The organism is Catenulispora subtropica (genome assembly GCF_039531675.1).
Classification (GTDB): Bacteria; Actinomycetota; Actinomycetes; order Streptomycetales; family Catenulisporaceae; genus Catenulispora; species Catenulispora subtropica.
Genome location: NZ_BAAAQM010000002.1, coordinates 277784 through 296912, shown reverse-complemented (window position 1 = coordinate 296912; position 19129 = coordinate 277784). Strand labels below are relative to the sequence as shown.

Here is a 19129-nt window from a genome sequence, read left to right as displayed (position 1 = left end):
GGCGTACGTACCATGAAGCGATCTTCCGGGATTTCGGTAGATACCGGGACAGGCGACGGACCTGCGCCCGGTCGAGTTGAACCGGACAGAACAGTGAAAGCTGGGACAGCATACGTGTCACAAGCAGCTCCGATGGGCTCGCAGCGGCTCCGGGCGCTGGGCTGGACCGAGGGTCACCAGAAGGCCTTCGAGATCCTGCAGGAAGCCGCCGGCGCCGACCTCATACCGGCGTTGGTAACAGAAGCCGGCGACGGCGGTTGTAGCGCCGAGTCCGGCGTCGGCGCGCTCCGCGCCACCTACGGCCCCAACCTGCTGCTCTCCATGGCAGCCGACCCCTTGAGACGACCCCTCACCGACGACTGGATCGCCGTCCGCCGCTGGCCGGACGGACGCGCCACCGCGGAGGCCATACTGAGCCGCCGCGTGACCCTCATGCGCCAAGAGCCCTCGCGTTAGCGCCCGTGGCCGCACCCACCGCACACCGCACACCGCGCCCCGGCGGCCGCTAGCGCCGCCCCCGCGCCCCGCTGCGTGCCCGGACTCTCCCGGCGCCCCGGACCCTCTGCGGACTTCCAGGGTTTTTCCCCGCGCCATAGCGGACATTTCTCCCCGTACCGGACCGGACTTCCAGCGGACTTAGACGTTCCGCGACGCGGCCGGAGCCTAACGTAGTCGCTTGCACTGGGTATCCACTTCGTGACACAGAGATCACGGGGCCCGGTGGAAGGCTTTGGGGGCGCGGAGAAATGGGGCAGCAAGCCGCAGGCGGCACCGACCTGGACCCGGCACGCGTCCCGGCCTTGATCCGGGACAGCTTCGCTCTGGTGGGGGACATCGCCGACAAGGTCGTCGCACACTTCTACGCGCTGGTCTTCACCGAGGCGCCCGCCGTCCGGGACATGTTCCCGCCGATGATGGACGCCCAGCGGGACCGCCTCTTCCAGGCTCTGGTCCGGGTGGTGGCCGCGGCCGACCACCCGGACAGTCTGGCCGACTACCTGCGCCAGCTGGGCCGCGACCATCGCAAGTTCGGCGCCAAGCCGGAGCACTACGACGTGGTGTGGCGCTGCCTGATCTCGGCCCTGAAACGCTTCGCGGGCCCGGGCTGGACGCCCGACATGGACATGGCCTGGCTGGCCGCGTACCAGCTGGTCGCCGGCACGATGATCGAGGCCGCCGAACAGGACGCGCAGCTGGCGCCGGCCTGGTGGACGGCCCGCGTGGTCGCCCACCAGCGGCGGACGCGGGACATCGCGGTCCTGACCCTGGAGCCGGACGCGCCGTACGACTTCCGCCCGGGGCAGTACCTGTCCCTGGAGACCCAACGATGGCCGCGTGTGTGGCGGCACTACTCGATAGCCAGCGCACCGAGGCCGGACAACACCCTGACACTCCACGTCCGCGCCATACCGGCCGGCTGGGTGTCGAACGCCCTCGTGAACCACACCCGGGTCGGCGACACCGTCCGCCTGGGCCCCCCTATGGGGACGATGTTCTGCACCACGATGTCGACCCGCGACGTGCTGTGCATCGCCGGAGGGACCGGTCTGGCGCCGATCAAGGCGATCCTGGAGGACATGGCCCTGTGGAACACCAACCGCCGGGTCCGCCTGTTCTTCGGGGCACGGCGCGATGAAGAGCTCTACGACCTGCCCGAGCTCACCGCGCTGGCCGAACGCTTCCACTGGCTGTCGCTGGTCACCCCGGTGTCGCACGACCCGTGCGCACCCGGCGAGCGCGGCATACTGCCGGACGTGGTGGCCCGCCACGGGGACTTCCACGACCACTGGACCGGCAACGACGTCTACGTGTCGGGCTCCGTGCCGATGGTGCGCGCGACGATCGCACGCCTGCAGGAGCTGAACATCCCGCTGGCCCACATCCGCTTCGACGCCTACGGCGGGATGGACGGCCTCTGGCAGCCGGGTACCGGCCAGGGCGCCCCGGTGCCGCCCTCGGCCCCGGCGGGACCGGGAACGGCCGCCCAGGACGGCGGGACCGGTCCGGGACCGGCACCGGGCGGCGGCAGCTGGGCGTCGCAGGGGGGATGGCGGCGCGACAGCGGCTGGCGCGCCGGGGCCGGGGTGGCCGGCGTCGGCGGCGTCGGCGGCGCGGCGAGCTCGGGCGTGGCCGAGGTGGGGAGCGGGTCGGGCGGGATCGCACGCAGCGTCGAGGAGTACCTGTCGCGGGTCTCTTAACCCGACCGCGCACAGGATCCGTTCAACCAGCGATTCGCCGCTGTTGGTCGGCCCGCCGGCCGGCTACGCGTCGAAGTCCAGTTCCACCGCGGGCGTGAGCGGACGCGACTGGCAGGCGAGGACGAAACCCTCGGCCTTCTCCTCCGGCTCCAGGGCGTAGTCGTGGGCCATCGCGACCTCACCCCGCACGATCTTGGCGCGGCAGGTGCCGCACACCCCGCCGGTGCAGGAGTACGGAGTGTCGGGGCGCGCCTTGAGGACCGCGGCCAGCACCGAGTCGTCGTCCTGGGACATGGCCAGCTGCGTCCGGCGGCCGCCGAGGGTGACGGTGACGTCCACATCGCCTTCGGCCAGAACCTTCGCGGTCTCCGCATAGGCGGCCGGGGGCGGGGCGTCCTCGGCGTGGAAGAGCTCGAAGTGCACGTGCCCCCGCTGCACACCGCGCTCGGCCAGCACCGCCTTGGCGCCGTCGACCATGGCCATCGGACCGCAGAGGTAGTAGTGCGCGTCCGGCCCCGGCGACACCGCGTCCAGCAGGCCCGGCAGCCGCTCCGCGTCCACACGCCCGGTGAGCAGCGGCGCCTCCCGCGGCTCCCGCGACAGCACATGGAGCACCATCAGCCGCTCGGCGTAGCGATCCTTGAGATCGGCGAGCTCCTCCAGGAACATGACGGACGAAGCAGTGCGATTCCCGTAAATCAGAGTGAAGCGATCCCCGCGAGCGAGCGCGACCTCGGCCATGGCCAAGACCGGCGTCACCCCGCTCCCGGCGACGATCCCCACATGCTCGTCGCCCTCCTGCAACACGAACCGTCCCGCCGGCGGCAGCACGTCCACGCGGTCCCCGACCGCCAGCTTGCTGCTCGCGATCTGCCCGAACCCCCCGGGCCCGAGCTCCTTGACGGCGATGCTCAACGTCGCCCGCCCCGCGTCCCCATAAGGCGCGGCACACAGCGAATAAGCGCGCCGGGCCTCGACCCCGTCGAGCTCCAACCGCACCGTGACATGCTGCCCGGGCAGGTACCGGTAGCCGCCCCGCGCCTCCGCGGGCACCTCGAAGACGACACGCACCGCGTCATCAGTAAGCCGGTCCAACCCGACAACGGGAAGCAGGGTCACAGCACTCTCACAGGGGTCGGCACGATCACAGGGACTTCATCGCCCCGAAGGGCTCCCCGCACGCCCGGCAGGCGCGCAGGGACTGGCACGGCGTGCTGCCGAACGCGCTGAGCTCGCGCGTGTCGGGGCTGCCGCAGTGGGGACACGCTTGGTTCTGCTGGGTGGGCGGGCGCCCGATCGTCACCGCGACCGGTCCCCCGTGCCCACCGGCGCGCGGCGGCGCGATCCCGTGCTCGGCCAGCTTCCGCCGCCCGTCGTCGCTGATCCAGTCGGTGCTCCACGGCGGCGACATCACCATGCGTGTCCGCACCTCGACCCCGCCCGCGCCCGTGCCGCCGCCGGTCCGCAGCCGCGCCTCGACCGCGGCCCGCACGTCCGCGGCGATCGCCTCGGTCGCCGGGCAGCCCACGAACGTCGGCGTCAGCCGCACCTCCACCGCTCCGTCGCCGGCCACCGCGACGCCGCGCACGATGCCCAGGTCGCCGAGGGTCACCACCGGAAGCTCCGGGTCCGGCACCGCCGAGGCGGCCGCTTCGAGCGCCGCCAGGTCCAGCGCCTCGCTCGCCTGCGTCATCATCGTCACCACCTCGCTTCCGCCTCGCTCCTTGTCAACCCCTTAATGCCTTACCACTTCGCGCCGGGGAACTGCCGGTGCAGCGCCTGCATCTCTCCCAGGAGGAACCCGAATCCCTCGGTGTGCTCGCCCGCGCGACCGCCGCCCGGCTGCCACGCGCCGGTCGGCATCGTCAGCGTCGCCGCCTCCAGCACCGCCGCGACGGAGGCCTCCCAGGCCGGCCGCAGCGTCCGCGGGTCCACCGCGACGCCGGTCTCGGCCAGGGCCAGCGCCACCGTGTCGGCGGCGAACAGCTCCGCTGTGAACGGCCACAGCGCGTCGAGCCCGTCCTGCATCCGCCGGTGGCTCTCCTCCGTGCCGTCCCCGAGCCGCAGTGTCCACTGCACCGCGTGGTCCCGGTGGTACGCGACCTCCTTCACCGCCTTCGCGGCGAGCCCGGCCAGTTCCGGATCCGTGGACTCCACCAGCGCCGAGTACAGCTCGTGCTGGTACGTCGCGAAGTACAGCTGCCGCGCGATCGTGACCGCGAAGTCCCCGTTCGGCTGCTCCACCAGCAGCACGTTCCGGAACTCGCGCTCCGTGCGCAGGTAGGCCAGATCGTCCTCGGACCGCCCGCGGCCCTCCAGCGTGCCCGCGTAGGTCAGCAGGGTCCGCGCCTGGCCCAGCAGGTCCAGCGCGAGGTTCGCCAGCGCGACGTCCTCCTCCAGCTCGGGAGAGTGCGCGCACCATTCCGACAGCCGCTGCGACAGGATCAGCGCGTCGTCGCCGAGCTGGAGCGCGTACTGCGCGACCAGCTCCTTCAGCTCGCCGTCCGCCGGAGCGGGCGTGTTCACCGGCGCGTTCACAGGTTCTTCACACCCTCCGGAACCCGGTAGAACGTCGGGTGCCGATACGTCTTGTCCCCGGCCGGGTCGAAGAACGGCTCCTTCTCGTCCGGCGACGACGCCGACACCTGCGCCGCCGGCACCACCCAGATCGACACGCCCTCGCCGCGCCGCGTGTACAGATCGCGCGCGTTGCGCAGCGCCATCTCCGCGTCCGAGGCGTGCACGCTCCCGACGTGCTGGTGCGACAGCCCGCGCCGCCCGCGGATGAAGACCTCCCACAGAGGCAGTCCGGTGCTCATGCCGCCACAACTTCCTTCTGATCCGCGTGCTTGGCCGCGTAGGCCAGCGCCGCCTGCCGAACCCACTCGCCGTCCTCGTGCGCCCGCACGCGCGTCGCGACGCGCTGCCGGTTGCACGGCCCGTTCCCGGCCAGCACCTCCTGGAACTCCGTCCAGTCGATGACGCCGAAGTCGTAGTGCCCGCGCTCCTCGTTCCACCGCAGGTCGGGGTCCGGGATGGTGAGGCCGAGCGCCTCGGCCTGCGGGACGCTGATGTCGACGAAGCGCTGGCGCAGCTCGTCGTTGGAGTGCCGCTTGATGCGCCAGGCCATCGACTGGGCCGAGTGCGCCGACTCCGCGTCCGGCGGGCCGAACATCATCAGCGACGGCCACCACCAGCGGTTCAGCGCGTCCTGGGCCATCGCGTGCTGCTCCGGGGTGCCGTGCGCCAGGTCGTGCAGCAGCTCGAAGCCCTGCCGCTGGTGGAACGACTCCTCCTTGCAGATCCGCACCATGGCGCGCGCGTAGGGGCCGTAGGAGCAGCGCTGCAGCGGGATCTGGTTGATGATCGCCGCACCGTCCACCAGCCAGCCGATGGCGCCGATGTCGGCCCAGGTCAGGGTGGGGTAGTTGAAGATCGAGGAGTACTTCTGCCGGCCGGTGTGCAGGGCGTCCAGCAGGTCCGCGCGGTCCACGCCGAGGGTCTCGGCGGCGGCGTAGAGGTAGAGGCCGTGCCCGGCCTCGTCCTGCACCTTGGCCAGCAGGATCGCCTTGCGCCGCAGGGACGGCGCCCGGGTGATCCAGTTGCCCTCCGGCTGCATGCCGATGATCTCGGAGTGCGCGTGCTGGGCGATCTGCCGCACCAGCGTCTTGCGGTACGCCTCCGGCATCCAGTCCCGCGGCTCGATCCGCTCGTCGGCGGCGATCAAGTCGTCGAACCGGGCCTGCAGCTCCTGCGGCGCCGGCGCGACCGTCGCCGCGCCTCCCGTCCTCACCTCGGCCGTCACGGCACCCACCTCTCAACCGACCGAACGTTCGGTTTAATGATCCCGCCGGTCCGGCGGCGGTGTCAACAAAGAGGGGATGCCCTTCGGCGCTCGCCGGCGACTCCGACCTCACCCCAAAGCGGTCAGCACGCGCGCCCCGTCCTCCGTGATCGCGATCGTGTGCTCGGAATGCGCGCCCCGCGATCCGTCCGTGAACCGCAGCGTCCAGCCGTCCGGATCGGTGTGGATCTCGTCCGACACCGCCGACCACCAGGGCTCCAGCGCCAGCGTCAGTCCCGGGCGCAGCACCAGGCCGCGGCCCGGGCGGCCGGCGTTCGGCACGTGCGGGTCCTCGTGCATGGTGTGGCCGAGGCCGTGGCCGCCGAACTGCATGTTGACCGGATAGCCGTGCTCGGCCGCGACGGCGCCGATGGCCGCCGAGACGTCGCCGAGCTTCGCCCCCGGGACGGCGGCGGCGATGGCGGCCTCCAGCGCGGTGCGCGTCGACTCCACCAGGCGCGCGTCCTCCGGGCTCGGGGTGCCGACGATGACCGTGCGGGCCGCGTCGGCGACCCAGCCGTCGATCGACACCGCGAAGTCCAGGGACAGGACGTCGCCGTCGCGCAGCGTGTACTTGTGCGGCAGGCCGTGCAGCACAGCGTCGTTCACCGACAGGCAGATGACGTTGCGGAACGGGCCGCGGCCGAACGACGGCGCGTAGTCCCAGTAGCAGGACTCGGCGCCCCGTTCCTTGACCCGCCGCCGGGCGCGCTGCTCCAGGTCCAGGAGGTTCACCCCGGGCCGCGCCAGCTCCGACAACTCGGCCAGCGTCTCGGCCACGAAACGGCCGGTCACCGCCATCTTGTCGATCTCCCGCGGCGTCTTCAGCTCGATCACCGGTTCGTCTCCATCCGCTCCACACCCACTGTCCGCCACACCCGTTCACCCTCGTCGTCCACCTCGCCGGTGGCCACCAGCCCGATCCGCTCGGCCACCCGCGCCGAGGCCGCGTGCTCGGGATGGATGTGCGCCCGCACCTCGGCCACACCGTGGTCGCGCAGCCAGGCGACCATCCCCGCCGCCGCCTCGACCGCGTACCCCTGCCCCTGGAACGGCGCGCCCACGACCCACGCCACATCGGCCACGCGTCCGCCGTCGACCACCGTGGCCTGCACGGTCCCGACCGCCACCGAGTCCTCGGCCCGCCGCACGATCCAGTTGTGCCACTCCTGCGACCCGTCGGCCGGGCCGCCCGCGGCCTGGCGCTCGTATCTGGCCCGCAATTCTTCCCGAGACGGCGGCTCCCCGCCGATGTACGTATAGAGCTCCCGAGCCGCCAACACGGACACCATCTCGTCGGCGTCGGCGGCACTCAGCGGAGTCAAGGATAAGCGTGCGGTCGCTACCGTCTCTCTCAACACGCTTGCATGCTATGCGGCACTGAATGTGAACAACTTCTGCGCCTCAATACGTACTCCGACTCCCCCGACAAGTCCGTCCATCCACTCCTGGAAAGCCGGCCCCTGCTTCGGAAGATAGAAGTCCAGCATCGCCCGCCGCAGATCGGCGCACTCCGGTCCGTGCAGGTCGAACAGCTCGGCGCGGCCGTGCGCCGTCACCGAGAGCTCCTCCCCCGGCAGATATGTCGCGCTCACCGCCGGCCGCGCCCGCAGATGCCGGATCCGGACGGCGTCCGGGCCGGAGCTGAACCACCAGGCCCCGTGCAGGAAATACCCGTCGAAGGGCCCGGTCAGCGGCCGGTTGTCGGCGGTCACCGTGGCGACCGTGATGAGCCGCATCCCGGTCAGCCGACGGGTCAGCTCGACGGCGTCCATCCGACGCTCTTCCGTAATGATTTCCCTCATGTGCGGCCCCGCCGCGGCGGCACTTTCGTCGAGCAGGGCCTGCAGGACGGCAAGTTCTTCGCGAGTCTCCAGCATCCACCGAATATCGCAGCCCAGACCCACGATCCGGGTCCTGACGCGCCCGGCGCGGACCCGGCTATGTCAAACGTCCCGGGTTACCCCTGAAGTTGCCGTCGTATCCGCATCGTTACGCACCTGTGACAAGCCGAGTTGACACGTGCCACACAGCAAGAGGATCCTCGTATTCCGTTAGGACACCTCGTTCGGTGAGGCGTCTTCACGGACAAAGGCCACTGATCCCATCGGTCGAGAGACCCTCCGGATCAGGACAGATCTCCTCGGCTTAAGGGGTGATCCCAAGTGGCTGCGCAGCTGACGCTACGCCGTGAAGTGCCGAAGCTCTGACGAGAGGGGTGGCCGGGATCCATCCTGCCGCCGCCGTGGAAACGGCGGATGAACAGCAGGGGTTATCCGGGTTTACCTCCATCGGTGTCGGCACGATCGTGTGTCCATGTCAGACACGTGGGCACGACGCGAGGGACCAGGCGCTGCGGCGCCGCGGCGGCCGGGAGGTGGTAGCGATGAAATCAGGCAGTAGTTCGGGCCACAGTCGGCCCCGCATCGCGCACGACCTCGTCCACCGTTCTTCCCTCGGCGCGCGCTGACCGCATCAGCAACCTGCTCCACGTCCCCGGCGGCCCCGGGCCGCTTCGGCCTGCCCGGTCCCGGGGCGGATCGGCGCGTGCCGCACGACCAGCCGCCACCATCGGCAGCAGGGGGTGTATCCACATGACCACGGCCGCGCTGAACAGTGACGTCCGCGAGCTGCGCGGCGCTCAGTCCGCTGTACTCGACGACGCGCACGTCGGCGACATCAAGGGTGCGTTCGGCACCATCAAGCTCGACGACCACGGCACCGGCCGGGGACTGTCGGCCAAGCTCAAGACCCTGCTCGCGATCGTCGGCCCGGGCCTGATCGTGATGGTCGGCGACAACGACGCCGGCGCCTTCGCCACGTACGGCCAGGCCGGGCACCAGTACGGCACCAAGCTGCTGTGGACGCTGCTGCTCCTGATCCCGGTGCTGTACGTGAACCAGGAGATGGTGCTGCGCCTGGGCGCCGTCACCGGCGTCGGCCACGCCCGGCTGATCTTCGAGCGGTTCGGGAGGTTCTGGGGCGCGTTCAGCGTCATCGACCTCTTCCTTCTCAATGCCCTGACCCTGGTGACCGAGTTCATCGGGATCACCCTGGCCACCGGCTACCTCGGCCTGCCCAAGGTGCCGTCGGTGCTGATGGCGGCCCTGGTGATCGTGGCGGCCGCGATGAGCGGCTCGTTCCAGCGCTTCGAGCGGATCGCGCTGACCCTGTGCGCGGGCTCGCTGCTGCTGATCCCGATCTCGATCATGGCGCACCCGGCGGCCGGGGCGGTGGCCCACGGCTTCACCACCCCGGTGCTGCCCGGCGGCTCGGGCCAGATGGCGGCGGTGATGCTGCTGGTGATCGGCATCGTCGGCACCACGGTGGCGCCGTGGCAGCTGTTCTTCCAGCAGAGCTACGTCATCGACAAGCGCATCACCCCGCGCTTCATGAAGTACGAGAAGGCGGACCTGTCGATCGGGATCGTCGTGGTCGTGGTGGGCGCGGCGGCCACCATCGGCCTGGGCGCGGTCGCGGCGGCGCACCTGCCGGGACCGTTCACCGACACCGCCGACGTGGCCCGCGGCCTGTCGGCGTACGGCGGCCGGGTGCTCGGCGACATGTTCGCGGTCGCGCTGCTGGACGCCTCGGTCATCGGCGCCTTCGCGGTCTCGCTGTCCACCGCCTACGCCATGGGCGACTGCCTGAAGATCAACCACTCGCTGCACCGCGGCGTCGGACAGGCCAAGGGCTTCTACGCGGTCTACGCCGGCGTGATCGCGCTGGCCGCGACCATCGTCCTGGTGGCCAGCGACCACGTGCAGGGCGTGCTGACGGTCGGCGTGCAGGCGCTGGCCGGCGTGCTGCTGCCCTCGGCCTCGGTGTACCTGCTGCTGCTGTGCACCGACAAGGCGGTGCTCGGGCCCTGGGTGAACGGCCGCCGGACCACGGTGTTCACCGCCGGGGTGATCGCGGTGCTGGTGGCGCTGTCGCTGGTGCTGACCGGTTCGGTGCTCGACCCGGACCTCACCGCCGGCCAGATCGAGGCGATCCTCGGCGTCTGCGCGGTGGCCGCGCTGGCCCTGGGCGCCGGACTCGGGGTCAAGGGCCTGATCGCCCGCCGGGCTCCGGGCCACGTCGCCGAGGTGATCGACCGCTCGGGCCGCGAGGAGTGGCGGACACCGCCGCTGGAGCAGCTGGGCCAGGCCGAGTTCTCGCTCGCCCGGCGGGTCAGCCTGGCGGTGCTGCGGACGTACCTGGCGGTCGCCACGGTGCTGGTGGTCGTGAAACTGGGCACGATGATGTTCGGGTAGCGGCGTCAGCGCCGTTCCAGGAACGCCTCTTCCAGGTCCAGCTGGTTCAGGACGCGCCGATAGACGTCGTCGTTGATCTCCCGCGTGTCCCGCAGGTGTTCGACGGCGGCGCGTTCGGCGTCCAGCATCGAGCGCCGCGCGGCGTCCACCGCCTCGGCTCGCGAACTCGGCCCGCCCGCGGCGACCTGCTGCGCGTACCGCCTCGCCTTCTCACCGCGCCACAACGCCTGGTCGCGCATGCGGTCCACGGCCGGGTCGGGCAGCGACGCCTCCAGCTCGTCGAGGCGCGCCAGCCCGGCGTTGGCCGCGGTGCCCATCGCGGTGCAGTAGGCGAAGGCGTCCTCCTTCTCCTCGTCCACGGCCTCGACCCCGAGCTTGCGGATCAGCGGCGGCAGGGTGAGGCCCTGGACGATGAGGGTCGCCAGCACCACGAACAGCGTGAGGAACTGGACGAGCTCCCGGTCCGGGAGCGGCTCGCCGTGGTGGGTGGTCACGGGGATGGACAACGCGGCGGCCAGCGAGACCACGCCGCGCATTCCGGCCCAGCCGGTCACGAACAGCAGGCGTTCGGCCTGGGCGTGTGCCGCGGGGTCCTTGTCGCCGACCGGCGACCGGAACTTGCGGGTGATGGACCGGCCGATGTAGCCGAAGGTGTAGACGCCTCCGAACCGGGCCAGCACCACCACCGCGAACGCCGCCAGACCGTAGCCGATCAGCTCGCCGGCGCTCCAGGCGTCGACGTCCCGCAGGATCGGGATCAGCTGCAGACCGATCAGGGCGAACACCGTCGCTTCGAGGATCTCGACGATCACGTCCCACACCGCCGTGTCCAGCATCCGGGTGGCGTAGCCGGCACGGACCCGTCGATGGCCGAGGTAGAGGCCGAGGATGACCACGCCCATGACGCCGGAGACGTGCACGGCCTCGGCGGTGATGTAGACGACGAACGGCAGTATCAAGGAGATCGCGCTCTCGGCGCGCGGATCGCGCATCCGGAACCGGATGGGATCCCAGACCATGGCCACGACCGCGCCGATCAGGATGCCTCCGGCCGCGGCGAGCACGAACCGGCCGATGGCGTCGAGGAACGTCACCGTCTCCCCGACCGCGGCGGCCAGCGCGATCCGGAAGGCGGTCAGCGCGGTGGCGTCGTTGAACAGCCCCTCGCCGACCAGGATGTCGACGGTGCGGCGCGGGAGACCCAGACGTCTGGCGATGGCGATGGCCGCGACGGTGTCCGGCGGCCCGAGCACCGCACCGAGCACGAAGGCCACCGACAGGGGCATGCCCGGGATCAGCCAGTGCATGGCGAAGCCGGTGAGCGTGGTGGTCACGAGGACCATGGCGACCGACAGCACCAGAACCGCGGACCAGTTCTCCCGCAGCGACGGCACCGAGGTCTCGACGGCGGCCTGGTAGAGCAGCGGCGGCAGGAGGATCAGCAGGACGAATTCGGGTTCGAGCTCGTAGTCCGGGATGAACGGCGTGACGGAGACGGCGATGCCGACGACGACCAGCACCAGCGGCCCGCTGAGCTCGAAGCGCCGCGCGAGCGCGGAGACCACTACCGAGAAGAACGGGACGCCCAACAAGAAAAGGAGGTGTTGCGCCGTCATGACACCTGATCATCCCATGGCCTCGACGAATACAACGGCGCGTAGCGCCTCCATAACCGGTGGCGATGGGTGACGGGGCGGATGGAGGACGGCGCGACCGTTGTGGGTCCCGCACAGGACGCGGCGGGCGCCGGCGACCATCCCTACCAACACGGTGTGAACGGAGTCGGGGCTACCGGGTGCCGTTGCAGTAGTAGGCGACGTTGTTGAAGTACTGGTTGTCCCAGAAATACAGGTCGGCCCAGGTCTGCGTGCCCGCGACGCCGTCCACGGCGAGCTTCGGGTAGGGCGGCGTCCCGCCCGGCGAATTCACCGTCGGGGCGTTGTTGCAGGACTGGAAGCTGGTCAGGGCGCTCTGCGTGTCGCTGCCCCAGACGCCGTCGATGACCAGCGGCTTGATGCCCAGCATCGACTTCTTCAGCAGGCACTGCAGCTGCTTGACCGCGTTGGTGTTGGTCGAGCCCTGCTTGATCTCCGGCATCTGCTGCGGAGGCAGGTTCAGATAGGTGCAGTCGGTGGAGGGCGGCGGCGGGGCGGTCGTCTTGGGGGCAGTGCTGCCGGGAGTGCTCGGCTTGGGCGCCGTGGTACCGGGCTTCGAGGTCGCGGGGTTGGGCCCCGGAGCCGTGGTCGAAGGCTTGACCAGGCCGGAGGAGGCCGTCGGGTTGCCGGGCTTGGCGGAGCCGCCGGTGGTCTTGGCTCCGGCGCCGCCGGGGGCCGCCGGGGAACCGGAGGTGGCGGCCGCACCGCCGGGGATGTCGGAGCCGGAGACGACCGCGCCACCGGGCAGGATGTCGCCGTTGGGCTTGCCGGAGAAGGCCGCGGCGCCGGGGAAGTCGCCGCCGTTGTTGCTCCCCGCCGAGGACTCGGTCGCGGCCAGAGCGGTGGAAGGGTGCTTCGACGAGTCGTCACCGCCGGTGAACGCCACGGCGGCGCCGCCGATGCCGAGGACTGCGACGGCGGCGAGAGCCGAGGCTATGAGGGTCTTGCGGCGGCGGTCGGGGCCTCCGGGCCCTCCGGGGCCATAGGGCCCTCCCGGTCCCGCAGGGCCGAAGTCGCCTGGACCGCCCTGCCCACCCGCGAGCGGCACTCCGTACGGGGACTGCATCGGCGGCGGAGCGGGGTTCTCGGTCATGACGGCTTATCGTATCGGCGGCCCGGATCAAGCACCGGCCGGGTCCGGCAAAGCTCTCGTAAAGCCCCTGACGCCACGCCGGTGGACCCTTGAACCTCGGCAAACGTGTTGTGGCGGGACCTGCGACAGGAGGATCATCGAGTCCATGACGCTGCCCCGCCAGCGCCCTCAGGGGCCTGCCACGCGACCGGCGCCCGTGCGCGAAGGCCTGCCTGAGAAGGCCCGGGAGAAGAATACGGAGAAGGCCCAGGACGGGCGCGAGTCCGGCGATCCCTGGGGCAAGGTCCCGTTCCGGGTCACGGTGGACGATTCCGACACCCCGTACGACGTCGTCGACGCCCTGCTGCTGACGCCGTTCACCACCGGTGCCCAGCCGCACGCCCGCCACTCCCGCCTGGACGCCCTCCGCGAGGACGCCACCCTGGTCCCCGCCGAGGGCGAGGTCCTGCGCTCGGTGGTGGAGGACAAGCGCGAGTCGTGCCTGACGGCCGGCCCCGGCTGGACGGCCCGCTCGGTCCGCTGGTCGAGCGGCGGCGGCGAGGTGACGGTGGTCGCCGAGACCCCGGAGCTGGCGACGAAGATCCTGGAGCAGGCCACCGACGGCGTCGCGGCCGAGGAGGAGCCGGAGGAGGAGAAGGTCTCCGTCGGTTTCTGGTACGCGGCCCCGCAGCGGGGGCCGTACCGGACCGTGCGCACGATCACCGCCGAACCGTGGGAGGCGGTCCGCAAGAACTACTCGGCCTCCGCGGCCGCGGCCCTCGACAAGCTGATGGCGGTCCGCCGCACCGAGGCGACCGGCCGCATGATCCTCCTGCACGGCGCCCCGGGCACCGGCAAGACGACGGCGCTGCGCACCCTCGCCCGTGAGTGGCGCGAGTGGTGCCAGGTGGACTACGTCCTGGACCCCGACGCCTTGTTCTCCTCCCCCGGCTACCTCATGGAGGTGGCGATGGGCGTGGAATACCACGGCCACGGCGACGAGGACGAGAACAAGCGCCGCTGGCGCCTGCTCCTGCTGGAGGACTGCGACGAGCTGATCCGCGGCGAGGCGAAGGCGACGAGCGGCCAGGCCCTGTCGCGCCTGCTGAACCTCACCGACGGCCTGCTCGGCCAGGGCCGCGACGTGCTGGTCGCGATCACCACCAACGAGAACCTCGCGAGCCTGCACCCCGCGGTGATAAGGCCGGGACGCTGTCTGGCCCAGATCGAGGTCGGCCCGCTGCCCCGAGCCGAGGCCCTGGCCTGGCTCGGCAACGAGGGCGTCGAACCCGGGAAGGTGGGCGCCGGCCCGGCGACGCTGGCGGAGCTCATCGCGGCGCGGGACGGGAACGAGCCGGTGGCCGCCGCCGGCGAGGACGCGGGGACCGGGCTGTACCTGTAGCCCGGCCGTTTCCGTCGGGCTCATCCCGCCTCGATCGTGCGCGGCAGCCCGAACGACGCCAGCGTGCTCGGGCCGAACCGCGTCAGCGCACTCACGCCGCCGCCGGCCAGGGTCACAGTGATCAGGCCGGCGGCGATCAGGCCGGCGTCGCCGCCTCCCCGGCCGCTCAGCCGACCACCAGCACCAGCTTCGCCCGCACGCCGCCGGCCTCACTCACGCGCTGCGCCTCGGCGACCTCGCCCAGCGGGAACGTCCGCACCGGCGGGGGCGCGAGGCGCCCGGACGCGATCAGCTCCCCGATCTCGCCCAGCACGTGCACCGCACGGCCCGAGTCACCCCGGCTGAACAAGACCCCGTGTTCGCGAGCGCCCTCGGAGTCGGCGAGGGTGAGGACGTTCACCGCACCGCCGACCAGAGCGATGAGTTCCGGGAGCACTCCGCTCCCCGCCACGTCCAGGGCGAGATCGACGCCGTCGGGGGCCAGAGAGCGCACTCGCTCCGTAAGGCCTTCGCCATAGGCGACCGGCTCGGCCCCCAGCGACCGCAGGTACTCGTGATTGGCCGGGCTTGCGGTGCCGATCACGCGGGCGCCACGCGCCACCGCGAGTTGGACGGCCGCACCGCCGACGCTGCCGGACGCGCCGTTGACGAGCAGCGTGTCGCCCTTGCGCACACCGAGCTGATCGAGGGCGCGCGTAGCCGTCTCCACGGACGTGGGCAGCGACGCGGCCACCGCGAAGTCGAGCGATGCCGGAATCGGCGCGTAGAAGGACAGGACCGCCTCCTCGGCCTGCGCCGCCCCGTCGGCGTCGAACCCGAACACCCGGTCCCCGACCGTCACGCCCACGACGCCCTCACCGACCTCGTCGACGACCCCGGCCGCCTCGTACCCGAGGGTCTGCGGCAGCCCTCCATCCATCAGACCCTTGCGTTTCTTCCAGTCGCTCACGTTGACACCCGCCGCACGCACGGCGATCCGCACCTGGCCGGGTCCCGGATGCGGCTCCGGGAGGTCCACGATCTGCAAGACCTCCGGGCCTCCGAACCGGTCGAACCGGACCGCCTTCATCCCTCACTCCCATCCTGGTCCCGATCCAGGCGGCACCATCGCGGGCACCGCCTCGTCACTGACCAGTCTCGCGCGCCCGCCCTCGCCGGCCGGCGAGGCGACCGCGCCAGGCGTGTCCGACCCGGCCGCAGTGAGCCGGCACGCGCCGCCTCCGTGACCGGCCCGCCCCGCTCGACGCGGGGCCCGGCCGGCTCCGGCCCGCTAGTGCCGCACGAAGTTGGGACCCCCACCCGCGTCTTCGTCGTAGTACCGATGGAACACCGCCGTCGCCCCACCCGAGAGCGGCGGCACGATCCACGACCACTCCGCCGGACACGCGCGCCCGGCCCGCTCCTCCTTGTCCACGTGCTTCAGGAAGCGCTGCGACTCGGTGTGGTGGTCGGCGATGGTCACCCCGGCCTGCTCGTAGGAGTGCAGGACCGCGAGGTTCAGCTCGACCAGAGCCCGGTCCCGCCACAACGTCCGCTCGCTCCCGGTGTCCAGCCCCAGGTTGGCCGCGACCGTCGGCAGCAGGTCGTAGCGGCCGGCGTCGGCGAGGTTGCGAGATCCTATCTCAGTGCCCATATACCAGCCGTTGAACGGGGCGCAGGGGTAGTGCAGCCCGCCGATCTCCAGGCACATGTCGCTCACCGCGGGCACCGCGTGCCATCGCAGCCCGAGCTCGGCGAACCACGCGTGTCGCGGATGCGACAGCGGCACCTCCAGGACGCAGTCCCGGGGCAGCACGTGCACGTACGGCCGATACCCGGGCGCCTCGATCACCAGCGGAAGGACGTCGAAGGCGGTGCCGTGCCCGTACCAGCCCAGCGCGCGGACGGCGTCGGTGAGCGCGGCGTTGCGCGGGTCGCCGACCACCCCGCCGTCCTCGACGTGGTAGCCGGCGTACCGGATGAGCTGCTCGTTGTGGATGCGCGGACCGGGCCGCCCGGGGCGGTCGGGAGCGAAGACGGTGATGGTCGGCCGGATCCGGCCGCCGTTGGTGGCGGCCCTCAGGTGGCTGACGCACTCGGCGGCGATGCGGACCGGGGTGGCGGCGGCGCGGCGGTCGCGCAGTTTCAGCGAGCGCCAGTAGAGGCGGCCGATGCAGCGGGAGGAGTTGCGCCACGCGACCCGGACGCCGTATTCGAGTTCGGCGAAGGTGTGGTCGTAGGTGCCGTCCGCCTCGATCGCGGCGGCCACCGCCCGGCGGCGCTCGGGCAGCTCGGCGGCGAGGCCGAGCTCGGTGTAGCACTCGTGCAGGAACTGGTCGGCTTCTTCGGCGAGGTCTTCGGGGCTGGATAATCGAGGGATGACCGGCGAGGGGAGGCCGGCGGGCCGGGCACAGCGGTCGACGGAGGATAAGTCGCCTGATAAGTCGGGGCCGCCGGCGGAGTCCGACGTGCCCTCGCCGCTGTCCGTGCTGTCCGTGCTGTCTGTGCTGTCTGTGCTGTGTGTGGGAGGTTTCTGGCGTATCGCGAGACGGAACACAGGGCTGACCCCCTACGCTCGGCATTCGGATGCAGAGCGTCATCTTATGTCTACCACCAGTGTTCGTACTACCGATTGCGAGGATCCGACTGCGATGTGTACCTATCAGACCTTCAAGCTCGCCGTGAGGGGCAGCGCGAAGGGCCCCGAGTCGTGGATCCGGGTCACCGAGGCCAGCGTCTACTACGACCACCCGACGCACGCGACCGACGAGCACACGCTCAACATCGACCTGCGCAACCCCGAGCGCGGCCCCTCGGCCCGGATCGCCGTCGAGCTGTCCGCCCAGGCGGCCTACGACCTCGCCCAGGCGATCCTGACGGCCTTGGAGAGCGTCCCCGAAGGACTCCTGCCGGATGGCCTACACATCGGTACATCCCGGGTCTAACGTGAAGACATGACCGCAGGCAGCGCGAGGACCGACACCGCGAGTGTCTACGACTACGTGGTCGTCGGGGCCGGCTCGGCCGGCGCGGCGGTGGCCGCCCGGCTCTCGGAGGACCCAGGCTGCCGGGTGGCGCTGCTGGAGGCCGGACCGGCCGACCGCAACCCGCTGATCCACATCCCGGCGGCGTTCCCCGAACTCTTCGAGACCAAGGTGGACTGGGCCTACCGGACCGTCCAGCAGCCCAAGCTCGGCGGCCGCCGGATCTACTGGCCGCGCGGCCGGATGCTCGGCGGTTCCTCCTCCATCAACGCGATGATGTGGGTCCGCGGCCTCCCGGCGGACTACGAGGAATGGGGCAAGGCGGCCGGACCCGCCTGGGGTCCGGACGAGGTCTTCGCGACGCTGCGCCGGATCGAGGCGTTCGCCGCCGCCGCGGACGGCGCGGAGCACGGCGACAGCGGTCCGGTCCACGTCGAGGACCAGCGCTCGCCGCACCCGTTGACGTCCCGTTTCCTCGAAGCCTGCGACATCCTCGGCATGCCCGGCCTGCAGACCGCGGTGACGCAGCACGAGGGCCGCCGCTGGTCGACCGCCGACGCGTACCTGAAGCCGGCCCGCAACCGCCCGAACCTGGTCGTACACACCGGCGCGCTCGCCACCCGCGTGCTGTTCCACGACCGACGCGCCACCGGCGTGCGCTATCTCGACGGCCGGCGCATCGGCTCGGTGGCCGCGCGGCGCGAGGTGGTCCTGTGCGGCGGCGCGGTGAACACCCCGCAGCTGCTGATGCTCTCCGGTGTCGGCCCGGCCGACCACCTCCGGCAACGCGGGATCACGGTGGTCGCGGACGTCCCCGAGGTCGGCCGCAATCTGCGCGACCACCTGGCCGCCGGGCTCGTGGTGCGCGCGAAGGACGTCAAAACCCTGATCAGCGGCCGGTCGCCGGGCGGGTTCGCACGCTATCTGGCGCGGCACGAGGGTCCGCTGTCTTCGAACGTCGGCGAGGCGTACCTGTTCACCAAGAGCGACGACGTCCTGGAGCAGCCGGACCTCGAGGTCATCTTCGCTCCGGTCGCCTTTCTCGACGAGGGCCTCACGCGGCCGAAGGAACACGGCTACACGGTCAGCGCCATCCTGCTGAAGCCGTTGTCGCACGGCACCGTCACCCTCGCCTCCATCGACCCCTCCGCGGCGCCGACCATCGACCCGGCGTACCTGTCGGACCCGGAGGGCCGGGACTACGCGACCCTGGCCCGCGGCGTCGCCCTGTGCGAGCAAATCGCCGCCACGCCGCAGCTCGCCGCGTACAGCGACGGCTACCTGCTGCTGCCGGGCCTGTCCGGCCAAGAACTCCACTACACGTCCATCCGCCGGTACGGCCAGACCCTCTACCACCCGGTCGGCACCTGCCGCATGGGCCTGGACGCCGGTTCGGTCGTGGACCCGGCGCTGCGGGTGCGCGGTGTGACCGGCCTGCGCGTGGCCGACGCCTCGGTGATGCCGTCCATCATCCGGGGTCACACGAACGCACCGTCCATCGTCATCGGCGAGAAGGCCGCCGACCTGCTGAAGGAGGACCGGCGGGCGAACCCGGGCAGCTGACCGGAGGCGGGCCCGCCGCCGGGTCCGACTGGACTGGCGGAGGGCTGTGGGGCCGCCGACGCCATGACGCCGGACGGACACCTGCCGGCCGCGACGGAGCCGACGACGCCCGCCGGGCCAGGGTTCTGATAACGAGGCGCCGTGTCCGGCCCCGCGCAGGGGTGATCCGGCCGGCG

At 71.5% G+C, this 19129-nt stretch carries 18 protein-coding genes and 1 riboswitch; of the genes, 6 read left to right on the top strand and 12 right to left on the bottom strand.

Going from position 1 to position 19129, the window contains the following annotated elements:
• Positions 1–114 precede the first annotated feature (114 nt).
• Positions 115–456, top strand: coding sequence for a hypothetical protein (locus ABD466_RS03540; protein ID WP_344655428.1), 342 nt, complete (start codon positions 115–117; stop codon positions 454–456).
• A gap of 290 nt (positions 457–746) precedes the next feature.
• On the top strand, positions 747–2198 hold the full coding sequence (locus ABD466_RS03535) for a globin domain-containing protein (protein ID WP_344655427.1): 1452 nt from the start codon (positions 747–749) through the stop codon (positions 2196–2198).
• A gap of 63 nt (positions 2199–2261) precedes the next feature.
• On the opposite strand, the gene ABD466_RS03530 is transcribed toward ABD466_RS03535, so the two are convergent.
• From ABD466_RS03530 to ABD466_RS03495, 8 genes are all read right to left on the bottom strand, one after another.
• Positions 2262–3317 carry a 2Fe-2S iron-sulfur cluster-binding protein gene (locus ABD466_RS03530; RefSeq protein WP_344655426.1) on the bottom strand — a complete coding sequence of 352 codons (1056 nt, stop codon included), beginning with the start codon at positions 3315–3317 and terminating at the stop codon, positions 2262–2264.
• Between the two features lie 25 nt (positions 3318–3342).
• Positions 3343–3894 (bottom strand): 1,2-phenylacetyl-CoA epoxidase subunit PaaD, encoded by a 552-nt coding sequence (gene paaD / locus ABD466_RS03525; protein ID WP_425558525.1) that lies wholly within the window; start codon positions 3892–3894, stop codon positions 3343–3345.
• Between the two features lie 47 nt (positions 3895–3941).
• Positions 3942–4736, bottom strand: a complete 795-nt coding sequence (gene paaC, locus ABD466_RS03520; RefSeq protein ID WP_344655425.1) for a 1,2-phenylacetyl-CoA epoxidase subunit PaaC — start codon at positions 4734–4736, stop codon at positions 3942–3944.
• Positions 4733–5017 carry a 1,2-phenylacetyl-CoA epoxidase subunit PaaB gene (gene paaB / locus ABD466_RS03515; RefSeq protein ID WP_344655424.1) on the bottom strand — a complete coding sequence of 95 codons (285 nt, stop codon included), beginning with the start codon at positions 5015–5017 and terminating at the stop codon, positions 4733–4735. Before paaB ends, paaC begins: the two co-directional genes overlap by 4 nt.
• The gene (gene paaA / locus ABD466_RS03510; RefSeq protein ID WP_425558524.1) at positions 5014–6012 is read right to left on the bottom strand and encodes a 1,2-phenylacetyl-CoA epoxidase subunit PaaA; all 999 of its coding nucleotides are present in this window, start codon (positions 6010–6012) and stop codon (positions 5014–5016) included. The genes paaB and paaA overlap by 4 nt, the downstream gene beginning before the upstream one ends.
• Before the next feature lie 99 nt (positions 6013–6111).
• Positions 6112–6879, bottom strand: a complete 768-nt coding sequence (gene map, locus ABD466_RS03505) for a type I methionyl aminopeptidase (protein WP_344655423.1) — start codon at positions 6877–6879, stop codon at positions 6112–6114.
• Entirely contained in the window at positions 6876–7367 is a 492-nt protein-coding gene (locus ABD466_RS03500) for a GNAT family N-acetyltransferase (RefSeq protein ID WP_344655422.1), read from the bottom strand. The genes map and ABD466_RS03500 overlap by 4 nt, the downstream gene beginning before the upstream one ends.
• A gap of 45 nt (positions 7368–7412) precedes the next feature.
• Positions 7413–7922, bottom strand: coding sequence for a pyridoxamine 5'-phosphate oxidase family protein (locus ABD466_RS03495; RefSeq protein WP_344655421.1), 510 nt, complete (start codon positions 7920–7922; stop codon positions 7413–7415).
• 176 nt (positions 7923–8098) lie between these two features.
• A riboswitch (M-box (ykoK) riboswitch) is annotated at positions 8099–8267 on the top strand.
• A gap of 369 nt (positions 8268–8636) precedes the next feature.
• Here ABD466_RS03495 and ABD466_RS03490 point away from each other — a divergent pair.
• A complete protein-coding gene (locus tag ABD466_RS03490) occupies positions 8637–10298 on the top strand; it encodes an NRAMP family divalent metal transporter (protein WP_344655420.1) in 1662 nt (553 codons plus the stop codon).
• Positions 10299–10303: 5 nt separating this feature from the next.
• Here ABD466_RS03490 and ABD466_RS03485 read toward each other — a convergent pair whose 3' ends face one another.
• Positions 10304–11914, bottom strand: a complete 1611-nt coding sequence (locus ABD466_RS03485; RefSeq protein WP_344655419.1) for a Na+/H+ antiporter — start codon at positions 11912–11914, stop codon at positions 10304–10306.
• 172 nt (positions 11915–12086) lie between these two features.
• Positions 12087–13046: a peptidoglycan-binding domain-containing protein gene (locus tag ABD466_RS03480; RefSeq protein ID WP_344655418.1), complete on the bottom strand. Its 960-nt coding sequence runs from the start codon at positions 13044–13046 to the stop codon at positions 12087–12089.
• Between the two features lie 145 nt (positions 13047–13191).
• Here ABD466_RS03480 and ABD466_RS03475 point away from each other — a divergent pair, with 145 nt between their 5' ends.
• Positions 13192–14427, top strand: a complete 1236-nt coding sequence (locus tag ABD466_RS03475) for a DUF5925 domain-containing protein (protein WP_344655417.1) — start codon at positions 13192–13194, stop codon at positions 14425–14427.
• 166 nt (positions 14428–14593) lie between these two features.
• Here the strand turns inward: ABD466_RS03475 and ABD466_RS03470 are convergent, their stop codons facing one another.
• Both ABD466_RS03470 and ABD466_RS03465 read right to left on the bottom strand, forming a co-directional pair.
• Positions 14594–15496, bottom strand: a complete 903-nt coding sequence (locus ABD466_RS03470; RefSeq protein ID WP_344655416.1) for an NADP-dependent oxidoreductase — start codon at positions 15494–15496, stop codon at positions 14594–14596.
• A gap of 201 nt (positions 15497–15697) precedes the next feature.
• Positions 15698–16786 carry a nitric oxide synthase oxygenase gene (locus ABD466_RS03465; RefSeq protein ID WP_344655468.1) on the bottom strand — a complete coding sequence of 363 codons (1089 nt, stop codon included), beginning with the start codon at positions 16784–16786 and terminating at the stop codon, positions 15698–15700.
• 271 nt (positions 16787–17057) lie between these two features.
• Here ABD466_RS03465 and ABD466_RS03460 point away from each other — a divergent pair, with 271 nt between their 5' ends.
• Together ABD466_RS03460 and ABD466_RS03455 are read left to right on the top strand one after the other, a co-directional pair.
• A complete protein-coding gene (locus ABD466_RS03460; RefSeq protein WP_344655415.1) occupies positions 17058–17351 on the top strand; it encodes a DUF6295 family protein in 294 nt (97 codons plus the stop codon).
• A 9-nt stretch (positions 17352–17360) separates the two neighbouring features.
• Positions 17361–18953 carry a GMC family oxidoreductase gene (locus ABD466_RS03455; RefSeq protein WP_344655414.1) on the top strand — a complete coding sequence of 531 codons (1593 nt, stop codon included), beginning with the start codon at positions 17361–17363 and terminating at the stop codon, positions 18951–18953.
• Positions 18954–19129 lie beyond the last annotated feature (176 nt).

What these genes read in the sequence shown, in the direction of transcription:
- ABD466_RS03535 (WP_344655427.1), top strand. Translation starts at nt 747, where the DNA reads ATGGGGCAGCAAGCCGCAGGCGGCACCGACCTGGACCCGGCACGCGTC.
- paaD (WP_425558525.1), bottom strand. Translation starts at nt 3,894, where the DNA reads ATGATGACGCAGGCGAGCGAGGCGCTGGACCTGGCGGCGCTCGAAGCG.
- paaB (WP_344655424.1), bottom strand. Translation starts at nt 5,017, where the DNA reads ATGAGCACCGGACTGCCTCTGTGGGAGGTCTTCATCCGCGGGCGGCGC.
- ABD466_RS03495 (WP_344655421.1), bottom strand. Translation starts at nt 7,922, where the DNA reads ATGCTGGAGACTCGCGAAGAACTTGCCGTCCTGCAGGCCCTGCTCGAC.
- ABD466_RS03490 (WP_344655420.1), top strand. Translation starts at nt 8,637, where the DNA reads ATGACCACGGCCGCGCTGAACAGTGACGTCCGCGAGCTGCGCGGCGCT.
- ABD466_RS03485 (WP_344655419.1), bottom strand. Translation starts at nt 11,914, where the DNA reads ATGACGGCGCAACACCTCCTTTTCTTGTTGGGCGTCCCGTTCTTCTCG.
- ABD466_RS03480 (WP_344655418.1), bottom strand. Translation starts at nt 13,046, where the DNA reads ATGACCGAGAACCCCGCTCCGCCGCCGATGCAGTCCCCGTACGGAGTG.
- ABD466_RS03475 (WP_344655417.1), top strand. Translation starts at nt 13,192, where the DNA reads ATGACGCTGCCCCGCCAGCGCCCTCAGGGGCCTGCCACGCGACCGGCG.
- ABD466_RS03470 (WP_344655416.1), bottom strand. Translation starts at nt 15,496, where the DNA reads ATGAAGGCGGTCCGGTTCGACCGGTTCGGAGGCCCGGAGGTCTTGCAG.
- ABD466_RS03460 (WP_344655415.1), top strand. Translation starts at nt 17,058, where the DNA reads ATGTGTACCTATCAGACCTTCAAGCTCGCCGTGAGGGGCAGCGCGAAG.
- ABD466_RS03455 (WP_344655414.1), top strand. Translation starts at nt 17,361, where the DNA reads ATGACCGCAGGCAGCGCGAGGACCGACACCGCGAGTGTCTACGACTAC.